The 19,439-nt window shown below is 49.7% G+C and carries 21 protein-coding genes; 8 read left to right on the forward strand and 13 right to left on the reverse strand.

Annotated features, from left to right (window positions below):
• Positions 1–63: 63 nt before the first annotated feature.
• The 3 genes from ftsX to ftsY all read right to left on the reverse strand — a co-directional run bounded on the left by ftsX (position 64) and on the right by ftsY (position 3,057).
• Positions 64–1,044 (reverse strand): permease-like cell division protein FtsX, encoded by a 981-nt coding sequence (ftsX, locus tag MK185_14110; protein MCH2041758.1) that lies wholly within the window; start codon positions 1,042–1,044, stop codon positions 64–66.
• Positions 1,031–1,729: a cell division ATP-binding protein FtsE gene (gene ftsE, locus MK185_14115; GenBank protein ID MCH2041759.1), complete on the reverse strand. Its 699-nt coding sequence runs from the start codon at positions 1,727–1,729 to the stop codon at positions 1,031–1,033. The genes ftsX and ftsE overlap by 14 nt, the downstream gene beginning before the upstream one ends.
• Positions 1,730–1,794: 65 nt before the next feature.
• Positions 1,795–3,057 (reverse strand): signal recognition particle-docking protein FtsY, encoded by a 1,263-nt coding sequence (ftsY, locus tag MK185_14120; protein ID MCH2041760.1) that lies wholly within the window; start codon positions 3,055–3,057, stop codon positions 1,795–1,797.
• Between the two features lie 246 nt (positions 3,058–3,303).
• On the opposite strand from ftsY, the gene MK185_14125 reads away from it, so the two are divergent.
• Both MK185_14125 and rsmD read left to right on the forward strand, forming a co-directional pair.
• A complete protein-coding gene (locus MK185_14125; GenBank protein MCH2041761.1) occupies positions 3,304–4,047 on the forward strand; it encodes a hypothetical protein in 744 nt (247 codons plus the stop codon).
• A 49-nt stretch (positions 4,048–4,096) separates the two neighbouring features.
• Positions 4,097–4,648 (forward strand): 16S rRNA (guanine(966)-N(2))-methyltransferase RsmD, encoded by a 552-nt coding sequence (gene rsmD / locus MK185_14130; GenBank protein MCH2041762.1) that lies wholly within the window; start codon positions 4,097–4,099, stop codon positions 4,646–4,648.
• Positions 4,649–4,804: 156 nt separating this feature from the next.
• On the opposite strand, the gene parC is transcribed toward rsmD, so the two are convergent.
• From parC to MK185_14175, 9 genes are all read right to left on the reverse strand, one after another.
• Positions 4,805–7,054: a DNA topoisomerase IV subunit A gene (gene parC / locus MK185_14135; GenBank protein MCH2041763.1), complete on the reverse strand. Its 2,250-nt coding sequence runs from the start codon at positions 7,052–7,054 to the stop codon at positions 4,805–4,807.
• A gap of 205 nt (positions 7,055–7,259) precedes the next feature.
• The gene (locus MK185_14140; GenBank protein ID MCH2041764.1) at positions 7,260–7,574 is read right to left on the reverse strand and encodes a hypothetical protein; all 315 of its coding nucleotides are present in this window, start codon (positions 7,572–7,574) and stop codon (positions 7,260–7,262) included.
• A 5-nt stretch (positions 7,575–7,579) separates the two neighbouring features.
• Positions 7,580–7,885: a hypothetical protein gene (locus MK185_14145; protein ID MCH2041765.1), complete on the reverse strand. Its 306-nt coding sequence runs from the start codon at positions 7,883–7,885 to the stop codon at positions 7,580–7,582.
• A gap of 24 nt (positions 7,886–7,909) precedes the next feature.
• Positions 7,910–8,326 carry a hypothetical protein gene (locus MK185_14150; protein MCH2041766.1) on the reverse strand — a complete coding sequence of 139 codons (417 nt, stop codon included), beginning with the start codon at positions 8,324–8,326 and terminating at the stop codon, positions 7,910–7,912.
• A 129-nt stretch (positions 8,327–8,455) separates the two neighbouring features.
• A complete protein-coding gene (gene parE, locus MK185_14155; protein ID MCH2041767.1) occupies positions 8,456–10,345 on the reverse strand; it encodes a DNA topoisomerase IV subunit B in 1,890 nt (629 codons plus the stop codon).
• Positions 10,346–10,469: 124 nt separating this feature from the next.
• On the reverse strand, positions 10,470–10,997 hold the full coding sequence (locus tag MK185_14160) for an esterase (protein ID MCH2041768.1): 528 nt from the start codon (positions 10,995–10,997) through the stop codon (positions 10,470–10,472).
• Positions 10,998–11,087: 90 nt separating this feature from the next.
• Positions 11,088–11,894: a 3',5'-cyclic-AMP phosphodiesterase gene (cpdA, locus tag MK185_14165; GenBank protein ID MCH2041769.1), complete on the reverse strand. Its 807-nt coding sequence runs from the start codon at positions 11,892–11,894 to the stop codon at positions 11,088–11,090.
• A 150-nt stretch (positions 11,895–12,044) separates the two neighbouring features.
• On the reverse strand, positions 12,045–12,506 hold the full coding sequence (locus MK185_14170; protein ID MCH2041770.1) for a DUF1249 domain-containing protein: 462 nt from the start codon (positions 12,504–12,506) through the stop codon (positions 12,045–12,047).
• 104 nt (positions 12,507–12,610) lie between these two features.
• Entirely contained in the window at positions 12,611–13,252 is a 642-nt protein-coding gene (locus MK185_14175; GenBank protein MCH2041771.1) for an NUDIX domain-containing protein, read from the reverse strand.
• 171 nt (positions 13,253–13,423) lie between these two features.
• Between MK185_14175 and MK185_14180 the strand changes: the two genes are divergently transcribed.
• Complete coding sequence (locus MK185_14180; protein ID MCH2041772.1) at positions 13,424–14,746, forward strand: TolC family outer membrane protein; 1,323 nt, start codon at positions 13,424–13,426, stop codon at positions 14,744–14,746.
• Positions 14,747–14,901: 155 nt separating this feature from the next.
• Here MK185_14180 and MK185_14185 read toward each other — a convergent pair whose 3' ends face one another.
• Positions 14,902–15,156, reverse strand: a complete 255-nt coding sequence (locus tag MK185_14185; protein ID MCH2041773.1) for a DUF1145 domain-containing protein — start codon at positions 15,154–15,156, stop codon at positions 14,902–14,904.
• Between the two features lie 221 nt (positions 15,157–15,377).
• Here MK185_14185 and ubiE point away from each other — a divergent pair, with 221 nt between their 5' ends.
• From ubiE to MK185_14210, 5 genes are all read left to right on the forward strand, one after another.
• On the forward strand, positions 15,378–16,124 hold the full coding sequence (gene ubiE, locus MK185_14190) for a bifunctional demethylmenaquinone methyltransferase/2-methoxy-6-polyprenyl-1,4-benzoquinol methylase UbiE (protein ID MCH2041774.1): 747 nt from the start codon (positions 15,378–15,380) through the stop codon (positions 16,122–16,124).
• Positions 16,125–16,133: 9 nt separating this feature from the next.
• Positions 16,134–16,838, forward strand: coding sequence for an SCP2 sterol-binding domain-containing protein (locus MK185_14195; GenBank protein MCH2041775.1), 705 nt, complete (start codon positions 16,134–16,136; stop codon positions 16,836–16,838).
• A 21-nt stretch (positions 16,839–16,859) separates the two neighbouring features.
• Complete coding sequence (gene ubiB, locus MK185_14200; GenBank protein ID MCH2041776.1) at positions 16,860–18,512, forward strand: ubiquinone biosynthesis regulatory protein kinase UbiB; 1,653 nt, start codon at positions 16,860–16,862, stop codon at positions 18,510–18,512.
• 167 nt (positions 18,513–18,679) lie between these two features.
• Positions 18,680–19,060, forward strand: a complete 381-nt coding sequence (gene hisI, locus MK185_14205; protein MCH2041777.1) for a phosphoribosyl-AMP cyclohydrolase — start codon at positions 18,680–18,682, stop codon at positions 19,058–19,060.
• Positions 19,061–19,102: 42 nt separating this feature from the next.
• Positions 19,103–19,438, forward strand: coding sequence for a phosphoribosyl-ATP diphosphatase (locus MK185_14210; protein ID MCH2041778.1), 336 nt, complete (start codon positions 19,103–19,105; stop codon positions 19,436–19,438).
• Position 19,439: the final 1 nt, after the last annotated feature.

Here is a 19,439-nt window from a genome sequence, read left to right on the forward strand (position 1 = left end):
TTCCTTACTGGAACAATCTATTTCGATTTTTGCCAATTATGACTTTTACGACACCCAATCGTGCTAAGGTTCGATTTGGTCGAGGTGCCGCGACACCGACCACCAAGCGCCCAGCCATCCCAGGATCATGGCCGATAACAACAGAGCCATGGCAGCCATTGCCGAGAGCGGCTTCAGTTCAAAGCCTGAACCGTACAGATCGGCCAGCTGATCAACTGGCCCGGATAACAGCAACCAGCACGATGCCAGCAACACCCAGGCCAGCAAACCACCAACAAAACCGTACCAGAGACCCGTATATAAGAAGGGCCGACGAACATAGGCATTGGTTCCGCCCACCAGCTTAATGACCCGGATTTCATCCACCCGCGCGGCTATCGCCAGGCGAATGGTATTACCGACCACCAGCAAGATTGCCAGCGCCAGTAAAATCCCCAAAACCCAGATCAGCCGCTCACCCAAAGCAAGCATCGCCAACAGACGTTCCACCCAGGCCATATCCAGCTGAACCGAATCGACGATCTGGAAAGCATTCAGCTGCTCGACGAGCCGATTGACGTCGGCAGCAGAAATACCCAATGGAGGTTCCACAAGAATTACCGCAGGCAGCGGATTTTCCGGTAAGAAATCGAGGGCTTGTTGTAAGCCACTGTTCTGTCGGAAATCCTCCAGTGCGGTATCGGCATCAATGTATTCAGTAGAGCTGACATTCGCCAGAGCGCCGATACGTTCACTGAGTTGGTTACCCGTAGCAGCGGATGTTTGTGGTTCCAGGTAGAGAGTGATGCGCCCGGATGCCTGGAACCGGCCGCTGAGTTGTTCCATGTTGTCGAGCGTCATCCACAGCGCGCCGGGCAACGTCAGAGCAATTGCAACCACCAGCCAGGTTAATAATGCCGCCGCCGGATTCGCCAGTAATTTCACCAGAGTTTCAACTGCGGTCAATTGATGATGAGCAAACCAGGCTGATAATCGTGCCGCTGCACCGATCTTGTGACCTGAAGCGCCCTGGCTGTTAACCCTGGATGTTTTAGACGGCGCCATACGTCGCCTCCTTCAACTGGCCCTGTACCATTTCGCCCTGATCCAATATCAGCCTGCGATGGCCCATACGTTCAATCAACGCAATATCGTGGGTGGCAATTAATACCGTGACACCCACTTGCTGAAAGCGGGTAAACAAATTCATGATTTCTTCAGACAGTTCCGGGTCGAGGTTACCGGTTGGCTCATCCGCCAGAAGCAGGGGTGGCTTATTCACCACCGCGCGGGCAATGCCTACGCGCTGTTGCTCGCCACCGGACAGCTCGATGGGGTTACGCTTTTCCATTCCCAGCAAACCAACAGAGTCGAGCGCCGCACGCACCCGGCGTCCGGCTTCAGCGGGCGTGTAGCCAGCAATTTGGAGTGGCAAAGCCACGTTGTCAAATACGCTGCGATCGAATAACAGCTGGTGATTCTGAAATACCACACCAACCTTGCGGCGATGGTAGGGAACCTGAGACTGGCGCAAGCGCGCCAGGTTCTGGCCATCGATGATGACCTGGCCACGACTGGGTCGCTCCATCAACATCATCAGTTTTAACAGGGTGCTTTTTCCGGCACCACTATGGCCGGTCAGGAAGGCGAACTCTCCTCGCTTTAGTTCAAAGTTCACGCCACTCAGCGCTTCGTTGCCGCCACCGGTGCCCGCTGAATACCGCTTGCTGACGCGATCAAAACGAACCATCACATCGGAATCTGCCATCCTCACCTCATATTATTGTTGTCCGGTGTTTTTCTGGGTAATTTGACTCAATCGTCTTGTTTGAACAGAGCGCGGGTGAATTCATCGGCGTTAAACGGACGTAAATCATCGATACCTTCACCAACACCGATAAAACGTACCGGAATCTCAAACTGTTTGGCCAGAGCGAAGATAATGCCACCTTTCGCGGTACCGTCGAGCTTGGTTAATGTCAGACCAGTCACACCCACAGACTGCAGAAAATGCTTACACTGGTTGATGGCGTTCTGACCAGTACCCGCATCTAATACCAGCATCACTTCGTGTGGTGCACTATCGTCGAGTTTTTTCATAACCCGAACAACCTTCTCCAGCTCTTGCATAAGGTTGTCTTTGTTGTGCAGACGACCCGCCGTATCGGCAATCAGGATATCCACATTACGGGATTTGGCGGCTTCAACGGCATCAAAAATCACTGACGCAGAATCGGCACCCGTATGCTGAGCGACCACCGGCACATCGTTGCGTTCTCCCCAGACCTGCAGCTGCTCAACCGCAGCGGCCCGGAAGGTATCTCCCGCCGCTAGCATCACACTCTTTCCACGGTTCTGAAACTGCTTCGCCAGTTTACCGATGGTGGTGGTTTTACCGACACCGTTAATACCGACCATCAGAATGACATAAGGTGATTTTTTACTATCGACCACCAATGGCTGCTGAGCGACATCCAGCATGGTACGCAACTCTTCGATTAATGCTTCAAACAAAGCATCGGAATCGTTCAGTTCTTTCCGGGAGATACGACCGGTTAAGCGTTCCATGATTTCCTGAGTCGCTTCCATCCCCACATCAGCCATAATCAACTGAGTTTCCAGATCTTCCAGCAGATCATCATCGATTTCTTTTTTACCCACCAGCAGGTCAGCCAGACCATCGGCTAAACCGCTGCGGGTTTTGCTCAGACCATCACGGATACGACCGAAGAAACCTTTTTTCTTTTCTTCTTTTTGCGTTGCCTGATCACCCGCTTCTTCGAAATAGCTCAGTTCTTCTCGGCTTTCAGTGACCGCAGGCGCCTCAGCCGCCGGTTCAACCGCCTGCGGAACAGCTTCCGGTTCAGGTTGCGGCTCTGATTGCATTTGTGGCTCTGGCTGCGGCAAGACCTGCTCTTCGGTCACCGCCTCCGCAACGACTTGCACTGCAGTTTCAACATCGCTGACATGATCGGCTGCTGTTGCTGCTTCGGTTTGTTGTTGTGTTTCTATCACCTGCTCAGCGACAGGTTTATGTTCTTCTGGCGCTTTCTTTTTGCGCTTAAAAAAATCAAACATCGGTTGCTCGCATTAATTCAGATATCTCAGATACGGCATAACTTATAACGGTCTATCTAAAAGCGCTTGCGAGGCCGATTATGCAGGCAAAGGCACACTCGAAACGCGCGGTTTATAATGCATAAATGAGCATTTTGAGTGTGTTTTTAACAAAGCAGAAGCAACGCAGGTAGCTTTTCGCTAATCCGTCAGAATTCAAAGTGTTCTATCCTACCACTAAACCCTACTGCGAATAAGGATGCGGACGTGAGATTCAGCCGCCGAACTCTGAATATCATAATCTTTTGCTGTCTTGGCATAATAAGTTGGATTCATCTGGGCAAGACCGATCCGGAACAGGAACCGCTGGAGCGGCTGGAGTTGGCAACTTTGGCGCAGACAACCTGGCAGAGCTGGCTATCACAAGAGGGCATCACCGGATATTGGCAACAAGTCAGTTCCGATCGGGGAAGTGTGCGGATTCTGTTGGCTGATCGGCAAATTAATTGGCTCTTGTCAGCAAACAATTGGTCCGATGAGTTAAAGCTACACATCTCGACACTGAATAGTCCGAAACCAGATACAACGGCCATTCTGCTGCAAGGCCCCTGGGCAGAGATTGAAATGCAGGCCATAGCGGCTTATTTGATCAAACAATTACAACTGCAAAAGCCAGCATCTGAGCCTGAAAATCAGTCAGCGTTTGGTCATTGTGAACAAACTTACATCGCCGGCTCACGCTGGTTCCTAGATCAATGGTCGGCATCAGACCCACAGTTGAATAGAGCATTACCGTTACGCCAGCAATGGCAGCAATTTCGCATCGAACAAACCCGCGCCATGCGCCAACAGTGGTTGTCGAATCGCGGCCAGCTCGACATTCAAAGCGACATTGCCTACCATCGCCCACCCGCTCACTATTACCAGAAGCTTTACCAGCAACTGGGGGATAGTCAGAAAACCGCAGCGCAGGAATACCTCGACTGCAAACAACAGATTGCGGCTCAGTAGATCAGCCTCCAGCCCGATTTAAGTAACAGAAAAGCAACAGGAAAATAACGTGAGTAAATCCACTCCTACCCAACAGCTTCGGATTATTGGCGGCCAGTGGCGTTCACGGCGGTTACGTTTCCCATCGATTGATGGCTTGCGACCAACCATGGACCGAGTGCGTGAGACAGCCTTCAACTGGTTGCAGTTTGATGTTGAGGGCGCGCGGGTATTGGATGCGTTTGCCGGCAGTGGTGCGTTAGGCTTTGAAGCGCTGTCGCGTGGTGCCAAAGAAGTCATCTTTCTGGAGAAAAATGCGAAAGCCGCGCTGCAGTTAAAAGATAACCTGCAAACGCTGGACGCAAAAAATGCTCAGGTTTGGGCGGGAGATGCGCTGAACTGGCTGGATCAGAATCCAGAGCCTTATGATCTGGTATTCCTGGATCCACCGTTTCATAAAGAGCTGTTGCAACCCGCCATTGAAAAACTGCGACTGTTACCCGGTGCTCTGATATATATCGAACACGAAGCGAAATTAAAGCCCGAAATTCCAACCAACTGGAACGAGAAAAAGAGCAAAACCACTAAGGAATTTTGCTTTCGATTATTTGAAGTGAATTAAAAAGCCAGGTCGGTTTTTAAAGCATACGATAGTCACCGACCCGTTAAAAACCCACCGGTATGGCACTGATGCGGCGGCTGAAACATAAATACTGCGAAAAAGTAAAATAGCGACAATAAAAAACCGCCCGAAGGCGGTTTAGTGGGTTGCGACTTGTCAGTCGTCCTTGCGAACCACTTCCATCGCATCCACATTCTGGAAGCCACGTGGTAGCTTATTACCACGCCGGCCACGCTCACCCTGATAATGCTCAAGGTCGGCAAACTTCAATTTCATATGACGCTTACCGGCGTAAACCAGAATGGTGTCATCTTCACTGAAAGCGACACAAGCAACCATTAACTCTTCTCGGGCGGCTGCCTTAGCCGAATTAATATTGATCATCTTGTTGCCTTTACCGCGAGCCATTACCGGTACGTCGGCTGCCGGGAATACCAACATACGACCTTCGTTACTGACCGCAGCAATCCAGCTTTTCTCTGGATTAACGATTTTTGCCGGAATTAATACCCGGGCATTGTCCGGTACCGTCAGCAGGTTTTTGCCCGCTTTGTTTTTGCTCTGCATATCGCCAAGGTTAGCGATAAAGCCATAACCGGCATCGGTTGCCATCAGATACTGATCGGAATCCGGACCCATCACCAGGCCGAGAAATTGCGAACCAGCCTGCATTGTCAGACGACCACTTAATGGCTCCCCCTGACCCCGGGCTGACGGTAAGGTATGGGCAGGCAAGGCATAAGAACGCCCAGTGCTGTCGATAAATACCGCGTTCTGATTACTTTTACCCGGTGCCGACAATAGATATTTATCACCGGACTTATAATTCAGACCTTCTGCATCGATATCGTGGCCTTTAGCAGCACGCACCCAGCCTTTTTCAGACAGCACAACGGTAATGGCTTCAGCAGAAACCAGTTCGGTTTCAGAGAAGGCTTTGGCTTCACCGCGAACCACTACAGGGGAACGACGGTCATCACCGTATTTTTCAGCGTCGGCAGTTAATTCTTTTTTGATCAGCGTTTTTAAGCGACGCTCAGACCCTAAGGTTTTTTCTAGCGAGTCGCGTTCTTTTTCTAACTCATCCTGCTCGCCACGGATTTTCATTTCTTCCAGTTTGGCGAGATGACGTAATTTCAATTCAAGAATAGCTTCTGCCTGAATATCCGATACGCCAAAGCGCTGCATTAACACCGCTTTAGGTTCATCTTCGGTGCGAATGATTTCGATCACTTCATCGATATTCAGGAAGGCCACCAACATACCTTCCAGTATGTGCAGCCGAGCTAATACTTTATCCAGACGGTGCTGCAAACGACGACGCACGGTACCGGTACGATATGCCAGCCACTCGGTTAACATCATTTGCAGGTTTTTCACCTGCGGACGACCGTCCAAACCAATCACGTTCATATTCACGCGATAGTTCTTTTCCAGATCGGTGGTGGCGAATAAATGTGCCATCACCGCGTCGGTATCAACACGATTGGATTTAGGCACAATTACCAGGCGCGTTGGGTTTTCGTGATCGGACTCGTCACGCAAATCCGTTACCAATGGCAGCTTTTTCGCTGTCATTTGTGCCGCGATTTGCTCCAGAATTTTTGCACCTGAAACCTGATGAGGCAGCGCAGTCACAACGATATCACCATCTTCGATGGAGTAGACCGCACGCATTTTCACGCTGCCCTTACCGGTACGATATAACTTACGCAGATCTTCTCTTGGCGTAATAATTTCCGCATCGGTAGGAAAGTCCGGTGCCTGCACATGCTCGCATAAAGCATCGATTTCGGCTTTAGGATTATCCAGCAGGTGAATACAGGCACTGGCTACTTCACGAATATTATGCGGCGGAATATCGGTCGCCATACCAACCGCAATACCCGTGGTGCCGTTTAACAGGATATTTGGCAAACGGGCTGGCAGAGTGCACGGCTCGTCCATGGTGCCATCAAAGTTCGGCTGCCAATCAACCGTGCCCTGACCTAATTCGCTCAGTAACACCTCGGCATAGTTGGCCAGCTTGGCTTCGGTGTAACGCATCGCCGCGAACGACTTAGGGTCATCCGGCGCACCCCAGTTGCCCTGACCGTCGACCAGCGGGTAGCGGTAGGAAAATGGCTGAGCCATCAGCACCATGGCTTCGTAACAAGCGCTGTCACCGTGTGGATGGTATTTACCCAACACGTCACCGACGGTACGGGCCGACTTCTTATATTTGGCGGTGTGCTTTAAACCCAGCTCACTCATGGCGTAGGTAATGCGGCGCTGTACCGGCTTCAAGCCATCCCCTACATGTGGCAGCGCCCGGTCAAGAATCACGTACATGGAATAATTCAGGTACGCGCTTTCGGTATATTGTTTCAGCGACTGGCGCTCTACACCGTCGTCTGTGTAACTCATCTGATCCGTCATAAGACTCGCAGTTCTGTCGAATTTCTGTCTAAGTTCAGCTCTACCCAGCTATACCGGGTATCGAAAAAGGTTGGCAGAGATTGTGACCGACTAACCGTCGAAGGACAATGCTAAAAGGTGAGATTGGGATGAGGAGATGGAGCAAGACCCCGGTAACGATCACTACCGGGGAGCCGGGTACAACATGCCCTGCTTATTGCGTACAGATGGCTTCCATACGGATTTTGTTGGTCCAGTACATAAAACCGTGACTGGTCGAGTGCTGAGTCGCAACAGCACCAATACGGCCCGGACATTTTTGCTGTAATTCATGGTAAGCCTGATCGACATAATTCGTATCAAAAGCAAACCAGAGAACTACCTGCTGCTCCGCAGTGACCACAACGGTCTTGGTGCTATTACCAGCCACCAGGTGCGGGTCTATATCACTGATATGCTGCTGATGAATCGAGTGCGTACATCCCACTGCAAGCATGGATGTCATCGCCAGTGTCAGTAAACGCTTCATAACGACTACCCCTTTTGACAATACGCAGTGGCAACCACTTCACGCTTAACGACTAAGAAGTAAACCGTGTTCTGGAACTTGGTTAATACGCCATCCAGCTTGCCGCCCTGACACTGATTACGCAGATCGTTAATGGCCTCATCAACAAAGTCGTTATCGAAGGCGATACCCAGGATTGCCCAGTGATCAGCCGAAGCCGTTACTTGGTTTGCTCGCTCTTGAGGTACCTGGGTTAAAGAAACGGAGTTAAGGCTAACGCAACCGGTTAATGTGATAGATAAGAATAAAAAAGCAAAAATACGTTGTAACATGGTTAAACCCTATTAATTTTTTCGTTATGAGTTGCGGATACAAAAAGCGTCAATGCCCACAATCTCACCAGAAACCGGACCGGCAGTTTTAGCTTCACGAATGGCGCGAATACCGGTGATTTTTCCGCTATCACATTCGTTTCGGAGATAAGTCAGCAGATTCTCAGCATATGTGTCGTCGTAAACCGGATTACCAGTGCGTGGCCCCATGTTCATCAGGGAAAGAATGGTACGCAGATCTTCAAAGTATTCTGCATTCTGACCATCCGATAACGTACGACCAATTTCAGCGGTTGCTGCTGCATCAAAACCAGTTTCGCTGAAACGTACTGAGATCGGAGTCAGATCCCCCTGAGTCTGATCGATTGAGCCAATCTGAACGCTATCAAGCCGGGCACAACCCGACATAACGATCATCGCCAATAGGAAAATACTTCGCATAGAAATTTCCAGTTTGAGAAAAGTACAGGTGATTTTACAGAGGCAAGGTGAATAAAACCTTAACAACGATAAAAATAAACCCGGTTAAAAACCGGGCTTGTTCAATAAACTGAGGAGGACTAAACCGAATCAGGCAATATCAACTTCGTTGCCACGGGTTTCTAACCAGCTTTTACGATCCGACGCACGTTTTTTCGCCAGCAGCATATCCATTAATTCGTTGGTGCCGTCACCCGGCTCCAATGACAGCTGAACCAAACGACGGGTATTGGGATCCATGGTGGTTTCTCTTAGCTGCATCGGATTCATTTCACCCAGACCTTTAAAACGTTGGACGTTCACTTTGCCACGTTTTTTCTCGGCTTTGATGCGCTCTAATACCCCGGCTTTTTCCGCCTCGTCCAAAGCATAGAAAACGTCTTTACCGACATCGATACGATACAGCGGTGGCATCGCTACATACACATGGCCCTCCGCCACCAGCTTGCGGAAATGACGTACAAACAAGGCACATAACAACGTTGCGATGTGCAGACCATCGGAATCGGCATCGGCAAGAATGCAGATTTTGCCATAACGTAACCCATCGAGATTATCCGAAGCCGGGTCGATACCTAACGCAACGGCGATATTATGAACTTCTTCCGAGGCGAGAATCTCACCGGAGTCCACCTCCCAGGTATTCAGGATTTTACCCCTTAAAGGCATGATCGCCTGGAATTCACGATCGCGGGCCTGTTTAGCGGAACCACCAGCCGAATCACCCTCCACCAGAAACAGTTCCGTGCGTTCGCCATCCTGACCGGTACAATCCGCCAACTTGCCGGGCAGTGCTGGTCCTTGAGTGATCTTTTTACGCGCGACTTTTTTCGATTTGCGTAACCGGCTTTGGGCACTGGAGATTGCCATCTCCGCCAATAATTCCGCTTCTGCGGTGTGCTCGTTTAACCACAAAGCAAAGGAATCTTTGACTACACCAGAAATAAACGACGAAGCCTCGCGCGACGATAAACGTTCTTTGGTTTGTCCGGCAAATTGTGGGTCAGCAAGCTTGGCCGATAATACGTAAGAGCAACGCTCCCATAAATCGTCTGGAGTTAACTTCACACCACGCGGCAATAAATTACGGAATTCACAAAACTCTCGCAGGGCATCTAACAGGCCGGAACGAAAGCCGTTTACATGAGTGCCACCTTGCGCTGTTGGAATTAAGTTAACGTAACTTTCCTGACACAACTCGCCACCTTCCGGTAGCCACTGCACCGCCCAATCCACACCTTCGGTTTCGCCGGTCATGCTGCCGGTGAACGGTTCGGCTGGCAGGACGTCGTAGCCGGTAGAACTGACTTTTAAATAATCGTTTAAACCGTCTTCGTAATACCACTCGGCACTGTCTTCAGCATTCGGTGCATTAAACTTAATTCGCAGGCCAGGGCATAAAACCGCTTTCGCACGTAATACGTGTTTTAAGCGGGGAACAGAAAATTTGGCAGAATCAAAATACTGAGGATCCGCCAGGAAGCGGACACTGGTGCCGCTGCGTTTTTTACCACAAGTATCCACCACCTGCAGATCCAGCGCTTTATCACCGTTCTGGAAACCGATACGTTGCACCTGACCATCACGCCAGATGGTGACTTCCAGTACTTTAGATAACGCGTTTACAACAGAAACACCAACACCGTGCAGACCACCGGAGAATTGATAATTATCGTTGGAGAACTTACCGCCAGCATGTAACTGAGTCAGAATCAGCTCAACACCAGAAACGCCATGCTCCGGGTGAATGTCGGTTGGCATACCGCGGCCGTCATCCAATACCGTCATGGAACCATCGCCATGTAACGTCACTTCAATGGTACTGGCATGGCCCGCTAACGCTTCGTCCACCGAGTTATCGATAACTTCCTGGGCTAAATGGTTTGGCCGGGTGGTGTCAGTGTACATACCGGGACGCTTACGAACCGGGTCAAGACCACTTAAGACTTCAATCGAAGACGCCGTGTATTGCTTGGACATTCAAACCTCTGAAACAGGATGACGCTTATTATTAAAAGGTCGGGTATAAAAATCAGATAGCGAGTATACCGATGGCTCTGTCTGATTTTCCAGAGCCTCGCAGTGATTCATGCCAGGTTAGCGGCTATTCAGCAGAGTTGTAATGTCGGCGTACGAACTCCAGCACCATTGGCATACGGCTAATAAAGTCTTCAAAGCTGTGGTTACCGCCGCCTTCAGTCCACGAAGGACAATCGCGGTAAAGCTGCGCAGCCTGGCGATAATCCAGTGTTTCATCACCGGTTTGCAGTAATAGCAACAAATTTTCCGATCGTTGAAGCGGATCAATATTCAGCGCCTGAAGCTGACGAATATGCTCCATGGTCAGCTCATGCACTTCACCCGTATAAAAATGAGTGTTCGGACCAAGATAATCGGCGAATAACTCGAATGGTCTGACTGCCGGATTGATCAGCGCGGCCGGAAGACCATACATTTCCGCCAGATACGTTGCGTAAAACCCGCCTAAAGAACTGCCGATCAGGTATACCTGTTCATGATCCTGTTGCAGCTGATGCAGAGTTTGCTCGGCCAGTGCAATGGCAGCGGCTGGCTCGAATGGTAATGCCGGAATCACCAGCTCTGTGGCCGGTAAATGTTCAAAATAGGACACAAGCTGCCGTGCCTTCTGAGACTGCGGCGAACTCAGAAAACCATGTAAATAAAGACAAGCACTCAAGAGAATTCCTCAGACGTTGGCGCGTTAATAGCCTTTAACGGAATAATCGACTTCAAACTCGATGCCTTCAACCCGACTAACCGCGGTGTCAATCGAGCCATCCGGGTTCAAATCTAACCAGCGATAGCCAGGGGCAACCTGATCAATCGAGAAATCTTCAGTTTTGGGTTCGAACTGAATGCAGGTTGACGGGGTGGACATCAACCGCACATCCCCGCGCATCTGGTCACTGTCCTGGTGAACATGCCCCCATAATACGGCGCGCACATTTTTATGCTGGTCAATCACGCGCCACAATTCATCAGCGTTTTTAACGCCAATGGTATCGATCCATTTGCAGCCCATATCAATCGGATGATGGTGGAAACAGACCAAGGAGTGGAGGTCCGGACGCTCAGATAAAGCTTGCTGCAACAGATCCAACTGATCCTGCTCCAGATAGCCATGTACTTTTGTCACGACCTGAGAGTTCAGCATAATGATCTGCCAATGGGAGGTGCGGATTACCCGATCGAGATGCTCGTATCCGCGGGCAGCCTCAATCATGTTTTCCGGGTAATCGTGATTACCCTCGAGCCAGAAAGACGGGCAATCAAACGGGCGCAGTTCATTCTGCAAGTGGTGATAAGCCTGAAGAGAGCCATCTTGAGATAAATCGCCGGTAACCAGAAAAGCATCAATAACGTCACGCTGATTGCGCACAATATCAAGCACACACCGCAGGCTGTGCAGCGTCTTCATACCTAATAAGTGACCATCTTCCGGACCGTTCAGATGCGTATCGGTTATCTGAACCAATCGGACCGGCCCATCTATATTCAGCGCAAACAAATCGCACTCACTCCCTTTTATGGTAGTCACTTCCACTTTAAACCGAGCCGCCACAACACAACAGGGATCAAGTTCACAAAAACTTACTTCAGTCACCTTAATTAACGGCTTTTCACACTGGATACCGGCCTGAAACGGTCATTACTCCGGTTACGACAGGTCCGGGGTGAATGCAAACGGCGTATCGATATGACCGTATTGTAAGCAATGATCCAGCCAGTCGGCCAGGAAGCGATTCAATTGTAATTTCTCGTCTGGCATCCGCATGGTTGGGTTAGGATACTGATAGCGCCCTTCAAACCGCTTTTCATTCTGATAGCTTAGCACCTCTGCCATATTTGCATCATGGTAGAGACGCACCTGCATTCTTGGCGGCTGAATCCACTCTGGGCTCAATCCCTGCTGGATAATCTGTAGCATCGTGGTGTATGGGTGAACCTCTTCAACCCGCATGATGATGCGCGCCTGATGATCACCGACATTACTGATGACGAACGCACGCTCGCTGCCCGCTTCCATTTCAGGAAACAGTTTAAAAAAGCGCATGTAGTTTTTCTCCGCAAGGGTCGATAACTCCTGCAAATCGGGCACATAACGTTTTTTGCGCAACAATTTTTTACTCCGAATCGTATTGCATAGAGATTACTATCCGCAGACTAACGAAAGGCCCAGACCAGTGCCAGACAAAGAATAAATTCAGCTAAATGTCAGCCTTTCTATACCTCTTTAGTCGCTAAGATCTCGGCTTTATGAATTTTCAGCCACTGCAACGCCATAATGGTCGCAGCATTATTAATTTCACCCGTGATAACCGCCTGATAAGCCTGATCAAAATCGAGCGTATGCAAACGGATATCTTCATTCTCCTGCCCCAACCCGTGGATTCCACCAACGCCCTCACTGTTGATGAAACCGCAATACAGCTGAACCCACTCACTGGTGCCACCTGGAGACACCCAGTAATTACAAATCGGCATTAGTTTGTAAAACTGGCAGCCGGCTTCTTCTTCCGTTTCACGAACGGCAACGTCTTCATAAGATTCGCCCGGCTCAACCATACCAGCGACCAACTCCAGCACCCATGGAGTACGCTCATCTGCCAAGGCACCAATGCGAAACTGCTCTGCCAACACAACACAATCTTTATCCGGGTCGTATAGCAGTACACCAACGGATTCGCCGCGTTCAAATAATTCACGGGTGAAATTGTTCGTCCAGCTTCCATCAAAGCGCTTATGGCGTAGCACAAGAGTATCAATTGCAAAAAAACCATTAAATGACCGTTTCTTACTTACGATCTCGACTTGCTCCTGACTATACTGAGGCTCAGTCAGTACTGAAGTTTGCTTTGGTTTCATAACCTGACCTGAAAAATGTTGTAGAAATTGGAATATTACCTTAACCGGCATTTTATTGAGAAACTGCACAGTCTGTTATTATGAGTGGAACAATAACCGCAATTTGTGCGACATTTAATCTGTTAAAATCAACGAAATTTCATTCACCTGGCTGCCGAAGGCCCGACTAATATGAAGAAACTACTGACTCTGAGCGTTGCAATCCTGGCTTCCAGCCTGACCAATGCAGCCGACCTTAGCACCATCTATCAACAAGCAGCCAGCAACGACGCTGAGATTGCTGCGGCTCGCGCCACTCGGGAAGCCAGTGGTTACGGTGTCGGCGCAGCTCGGGGGGCCTTATTGCCGAATGCCAATCTGAGTTACTCAATCAATAACATTGATGTTGAAAACAGTGAGATAACCTCTCCGGGTGCTTCGAAAGATAAAGATTACACACAAGAAACTTTTGAAGTATCAGCCTCCCAGACTCTGTTCAACCTGAACTCTTGGTATACCTATCAGGCCGCTAGCGCTGGCGACGATGCCGCAGCTCGACAATTACAATTGGCCGAACAACAATTACTGACCCGTACAGCAAAAGCGTACTTTGATGTGTTACGTGCCCAAGACAACCTCTCTGCGGCACAAGCCGAAGAGAAAGCGGTTAAGCGCTCGCTGGAGCAAACCAAGCAACGCTTCGATGTTGGCTTGATTGCCATTACCGATGTACATGAAGCTCAGGCAGGGTATGACCTTTCCTACGTCAACCTGCTGGGGCAGGAAGCCAGTCTGGATATCAGCTACGAGGCGCTGGAGCAATTAACCGGTCAACGTTTCGATAACGTATCTCCACTGCGCGCCGAAGTTGCAATGGAAATGCCGGAACCTGTGACCGTTGATGCCTGGGTAGAATCCGGTCTCGCCAAGTATGCAGGCCTACGCTTGGCAGAAGCCAATAAAAACAGTGTGCGCCTGCAGCGTAATGCTACCCGCTCGAATCATCTTCCCAAAGTTGACTTAGTTGCTCGCTACACCGAAGGCAGCCAACCGTTTTTCAATAACGATTCAGTCTACAACCAAACCACCAAAGTAATCGGTGTACAGGTGTCTGTTCCTTTGCTCGCTGGCGGCTCTTTATACAGCCAGAGCAAGCAGGCCGCTAAACAATATGCAGCCGCAGAATACAATCTGGAAAGCGAGCGTCGCAGTACGAAACAGAATATTCGTAGCTTGTTCCGTAAAGTTAAAACCGATGTGTTAAATATCAAAGCGCGCAAACAAGCGATTGTGTCTGCAGAGAGCGCACTGGAAGCAACTCAAACCGGTTATAAAGTGGGTACCCGTAACATCGTAGAAGTGTTAAATGCCCAGCGTAATCTTTTCCAGGCGCAACGTGATTACGCGAATGCCCGTTACGATTACATCGCTAACCTGTTAAACCTGAAGTTCTATGCCGGCACTCTGAATGAGAACGACATTACAGTGCTGAATGGCTGGTTGGCTAATAACTGACAATAAATCATCAGTAAAAAACGGGACCTTGAGTCCCGTTTTTTTTGATTATTCGTAACATAAACCAGACACCTCTATCGCCACATAACTCCCGTTATAATGCCGCCATCCAGCTTGAAATCAATTTCTGAGTTAGATGTTGTGAGCCAGCAAAGTCAGGTCGTTTCTTGTTTAATGAAGCGTTGCATATGGAAGATGCCAAAAATAAAAATCTGCAACGCATCTGAAGCCGGATTAGTACTCCGATCTTTGAGCGCAACCCAGAAGTAAACCACCTCCAACACATGAATCCCGGCTACCGCTAATGCAATGGTCGGTAATAAGCCCAACCAATCCTGCCAACCCTGAACCCAGGCAATAACGGCCAGTAGCCAGAACACCAAAGTGACAATTTTATTCATCATTAACATTATAGGAGTACCTTGTTTGATTGCTTCTGTTTCATTACCGAGCACATTGCCTCAAGTAATTTCGCCCGCCTAGGTGCAATAGCGTCAACCTTGCGCTCACTATCATCCCGGGTGCTGACTCAGCACAAGACATTCGCCAGCCAGCTGGGTAAAATGCCTGCAATTTCCATTTTGCTCGCCCTGTGGTCAATACAGGCCAGCGACCAGCAGAGAAGGTCAGCATGTCAGACAACAAGACTCACTTTGGTTATCAAACTGTTGATACTGAGAAGAAACAGGCCATGGTGGCCGACGTGTTTCACTCAGTAGCTGCGAAATACGATGTAATGAACGACCTGATGTCGTTTGGTATTCATCGTCTGTGGAAGCGCATCACCATTGATATGAGTGGTGTCCGCCCAGGCGACAAAGTACTGGATCTGGCAGGTGGTACCGGTGATCTGACGAAAAAGTTCTCTAAGATCGTTGGACCAGACGGCGGTGTGGTATTAGCCGATATTAACTCGTCGATGCTGAACGTGGGTCGCGACCGCCTGACCGACCAGGGTTATGTGGGCAATATTGAATACGTTCAGGCCAATGCGGAATGTCTGCCATTTGAAGACAATACCTTCGATGTCATTACCATTGCCTTTGGTCTGCGTAATGTCACTGATAAAGACAAAGCCCTGCGTTCCATGACGCGCGTGCTGAAGCCAGGCGGCCGTTTGTTGGTGCTGGAATTTTCCAAGCCGACCAATCCGCTGATGAGCAAAGCCTACGATTTGTACTCTTTCACTGCATTGCCATTCATGGGCAAAGTTGTTACCAACGATTCTGAAAGCTACAAGTACCTGGCCGAATCCATTCGCATGCATCCGGATCAGGAGACTCTGAAAAGCATGATGGCAGAAGCCGGCTTAGTGCGCTGTTCTTACCATAATATGACCAGTGGTGTGGTTGCTCTGCACCGTGGTATCAAACCGTAGCGGATGCCCATGTTTGAATCGCTGTTAACCAGCCTGAGCAACAATATGATGCTGTCTCAGGCCGTATTGTTACCCGCGGAATTATCGGTTAATCAACTGCTACAGCATGACGGTGCAGCGCTGAAAACCATCGCCGCGGACTCAGGTTGTTTGGTCTGCATTGAGGTTAATGACTTCACTCCGCTTTATGTACGGCTATTGGATAGTGGTGTGAGTTTCAGCTTCGATAATGCCGCGACGGCTGATGTCATTATGCGAGGCTCACTGACCGATTTTATTGCCCTGGCGAAAGCCGATAACAAAGCCAATCAGCTGATTAACAGCGGCATTGATATGGACGGCGATACTGAGCTGTCGATTCGCCTGACCAAAGTCGTGCAAAATCTCGATATCGACTGGGAAGCACTGATTCAGCCGCTGACCGGCAGCATGATGGCGCATCATATTGGCCAGCATGTACGCAACCTGATGAAGTGGCATAAGTCCACTGGTGACAGCTATCAGATGGCCGCCAAAGATTATCTCGAAGACGAGGCACAGCTGGTCACGCCAGAGCCCTTGCTGGCAGAGTTTGCCGATCAGGTTGACGAATTACGCCTTGCCAGCGACCGATTGCAGGCACGCCTGGATGTGTTAGTCGCCAAACGCGCTATAAAGTCACAACAAACCCGTCAGCAGGATGGTCAGTGCGATTCACCTGCAGACCCGTCTTAATTTATTTCAGGGCTTTCCTTTATGGCCAACCTATGGCGACTGTGGAAAATTCTTTTTATTTTCACTAAATACCGCCTCGACAGTCTGGTACCGGTTGAGCAACTGCCATTATCACTGCGGATTGCACTATGGCTGGCGCCCTGGCGCTTAAATCCGGTACCAAGCAAACTGAGCCGCGGTGCACGATTGCGTTTAGCGCTGGAATCTCTGGGTCCGATTTTCGTTAAGTTTGGTCAGATCCTGTCGACCCGCCCGGACTTAATTCCGGACGATATTGTGTCCGAGTTGCGTCGCTTACAGGATAATGTACCGCCGTTTGATAACAACCAGGCCATCGCCGTGATTGAAGATCAACTGGGTAAAAAAATACACGATCTGTTTTCAGAATTCTCCGTCGAACCCCTCGCGTCTGCGTCTATTGCTCAGGTACATGTCGCTCGTTTGCCACAAGACAGCGGCCATGGCGACCTCGAAGTTGTGGTAAAGGTTGTACGTCCTGGTATCGAACACACCATCGAACGAGACCTGCAATTGCTCGAGCTGATGGCGCGTATGCTGGTGAAGTACTCTGTTGATGCGCGACGCCTGAAACCATTGGAAGTGGTCGAAGACTATCGCCACACCATTTATGGCGAATTAAACCTGCAAATCGAAGCATCCAATGCGACCCAGTTAAAACGTAATTTTGAAGATTCTGACTCTCTGTACATGCCAGAAATATTCTGGGAATACACCCGCAGTAAAGTCATGGTGAGCGAGCGTATCTATGGCATTCCCGTTGCCGATATCGCGGCGCTGAATGCTCAGAATACGGATATGAAATTATTGGCAGAGCGTGGTGTTGAAATCTTTTTCACCCAGGTATTCCGGGACAGTTTCTTCCACGCCGATATGCACCCGGGTAATATTTTCGTTTCTCGTGAAAACCCGTCGTCACCCAGATACATCGCCATTGATTGTGGTATCGTTGGTACTCTCACCGAAGAGGATCAGCATTATCTGGCGATGAACCTGCTGGCATTTTTTAATCAGGATTATCATCAGGTTGCGCAGCTGCATATTGATTCTGGCTGGGTTCCACCCACCACCAAAGTCCATGAATTCGCCGCTGCGATCCGCAGCGTATGTGAGCCAATATTTGATAAACCTCTGGCCGAGATCTCTTTTGGTCAGGTGTTAATCCAGCTATTCAGCACCGCCCGTCGCTTTAATATGGAAGTGCAGCCACAGTTGGTGCTGCTGCAAAAAACCCTGCTGAATATTGAAGGTCTCGGTCGTCAGCTTTATCCACAGCTGGATTTATGGACGACTGCAAAACCGTATCTGGAACGCTGGATGCGCGATCGCTTTGGACCGAAAGCCGCCTTTAAAGAACTGAAGCGTCAGCTCCCTGGCTGGATCGAAAAAGCACCTCAGATTCCCGGACTGGTACACGGCGCCCTGTCGCGCCTGAATCACATGGACGAAAACCAGCAGGCCTTGCAGTCAGAGCTCACTCAGCTGCGACTCGAACTGGAAAAACAAAGTCAGAAAAAACGTCATCATATTCTTGGTGGGCTGACCACCGGCCTGGGGTTGTTCCTGTGGTGGCAAACTTATGTCCTCGGGCTTCCTGAAATAGCAGGTCTGAGCGTGGCCGGTGCAGGCCTGTTGTGGCTGCTGATTAAATCCTGATGCCATACTCGGCTTAGCCGCTTGATTGTTATTCCATCATGCTGGCAGATAACTTCCGCATTTGATCGCCTTGGGGTATCCTGCATCACCTGATTTTCCTCTTTTGCTACCCATAATTAGCAAAAGAGCCTGCCGTAGTCGCTGCAGTAACAGAGCAAGAGAACACAATGAGCAACTGGTTAGATGCTGTGAAATGGGATAGCGATGGTTTAGTGCCAGCAATCGCCCAGGATCATAAAAGTGGTCGCATTCTGATGATGGCCTGGATGAACCGCGAGGCGCTGGAGCTGAGCGCACAGGAAAACCGCGCGATTTACTATTCCCGCTCGCGCCAGAAGCTATGGCGTAAAGGCGAGGAGTCCGGCCATGTCCAACAACTGCATGAACTGCGCCTCGATTGTGATGCTGATGTCATTGTGATGCAGGTTGAACAGGTTGGTGGCATTGCCTGCCATACTGGCAGAGAAAGCTGTTTTTATCAGGTGTATGAAAACGGCCAGTGGATTGCCACCGAACCGGTGTTAAAAGACCCGAAAGATATTTATTAAGCTAGAACCAACATTCACTGAGTTAATGAAACTGAAACAGCTATGAGCGATATTCTCTCTGCTTTGGGCGATATTCTGGAAGAGCGCAAAGGCGCCTCCAAAGATTCCTCTTATGTAGCCAGCCTTTATCACAAAGGCTTGAACAAGATACTGGAAAAAGTCGGCGAAGAAGCCACTGAAACCATTCTGGCCGCTAAAGACGCAGAAATCAGCGGCGATAACAAAGATGTGATCTACGAAACCGCCGATTTGTGGTTTCATAGTCTGGTAGCACTGGCGAAGCTGGATGAGCGCCCGGAAGTGGTGCTCGAAGAACTGGCGCGTCGTTTTGATATTTCCGGGCTGGAAGAAAAAGCGTCCCGTACAGCAAAAGATTAAA

It is taken from the genome of Saccharospirillaceae bacterium, from assembly GCA_022448365.1.
In the GTDB taxonomy this organism is placed as follows: domain Bacteria; phylum Pseudomonadota; class Gammaproteobacteria; order Pseudomonadales; family Oceanobacteraceae; genus Bacterioplanoides.

What these genes read in the sequence shown, in the direction of transcription:
- ftsX (MCH2041758.1), bottom strand. Translation starts at nt 1,044, where the DNA reads ATGGCGCCGTCTAAAACATCCAGGGTTAACAGCCAGGGCGCTTCAGGT.
- ftsE (MCH2041759.1), bottom strand. Translation starts at nt 1,729, where the DNA reads ATGGTTCGTTTTGATCGCGTCAGCAAGCGGTATTCAGCGGGCACCGGT.
- ftsY (MCH2041760.1), bottom strand. Translation starts at nt 3,057, where the DNA reads ATGTTTGATTTTTTTAAGCGCAAAAAGAAAGCGCCAGAAGAACATAAA.
- parC (MCH2041763.1), bottom strand. Translation starts at nt 7,054, where the DNA reads ATGAGTTACACAGACGACGGTGTAGAGCGCCAGTCGCTGAAACAATAT.
- MK185_14140 (MCH2041764.1), bottom strand. Translation starts at nt 7,574, where the DNA reads ATGAAGCGTTTACTGACACTGGCGATGACATCCATGCTTGCAGTGGGA.
- MK185_14145 (MCH2041765.1), bottom strand. Translation starts at nt 7,885, where the DNA reads ATGTTACAACGTATTTTTGCTTTTTTATTCTTATCTATCACATTAACC.
- MK185_14150 (MCH2041766.1), bottom strand. Translation starts at nt 8,326, where the DNA reads ATGCGAAGTATTTTCCTATTGGCGATGATCGTTATGTCGGGTTGTGCC.
- parE (MCH2041767.1), bottom strand. Translation starts at nt 10,345, where the DNA reads ATGTCCAAGCAATACACGGCGTCTTCGATTGAAGTCTTAAGTGGTCTT.
- MK185_14175 (MCH2041771.1), bottom strand. Translation starts at nt 13,252, where the DNA reads ATGAAACCAAAGCAAACTTCAGTACTGACTGAGCCTCAGTATAGTCAG.
- MK185_14180 (MCH2041772.1), top strand. Translation starts at nt 13,424, where the DNA reads ATGAAGAAACTACTGACTCTGAGCGTTGCAATCCTGGCTTCCAGCCTG.
- MK185_14185 (MCH2041773.1), bottom strand. Translation starts at nt 15,156, where the DNA reads ATGTTAATGATGAATAAAATTGTCACTTTGGTGTTCTGGCTACTGGCC.
- ubiE (MCH2041774.1), top strand. Translation starts at nt 15,378, where the DNA reads ATGTCAGACAACAAGACTCACTTTGGTTATCAAACTGTTGATACTGAG.
- MK185_14195 (MCH2041775.1), top strand. Translation starts at nt 16,134, where the DNA reads ATGTTTGAATCGCTGTTAACCAGCCTGAGCAACAATATGATGCTGTCT.
- ubiB (MCH2041776.1), top strand. Translation starts at nt 16,860, where the DNA reads ATGGCCAACCTATGGCGACTGTGGAAAATTCTTTTTATTTTCACTAAA.
- hisI (MCH2041777.1), top strand. Translation starts at nt 18,680, where the DNA reads ATGAGCAACTGGTTAGATGCTGTGAAATGGGATAGCGATGGTTTAGTG.
- MK185_14210 (MCH2041778.1), top strand. Translation starts at nt 19,103, where the DNA reads ATGAGCGATATTCTCTCTGCTTTGGGCGATATTCTGGAAGAGCGCAAA.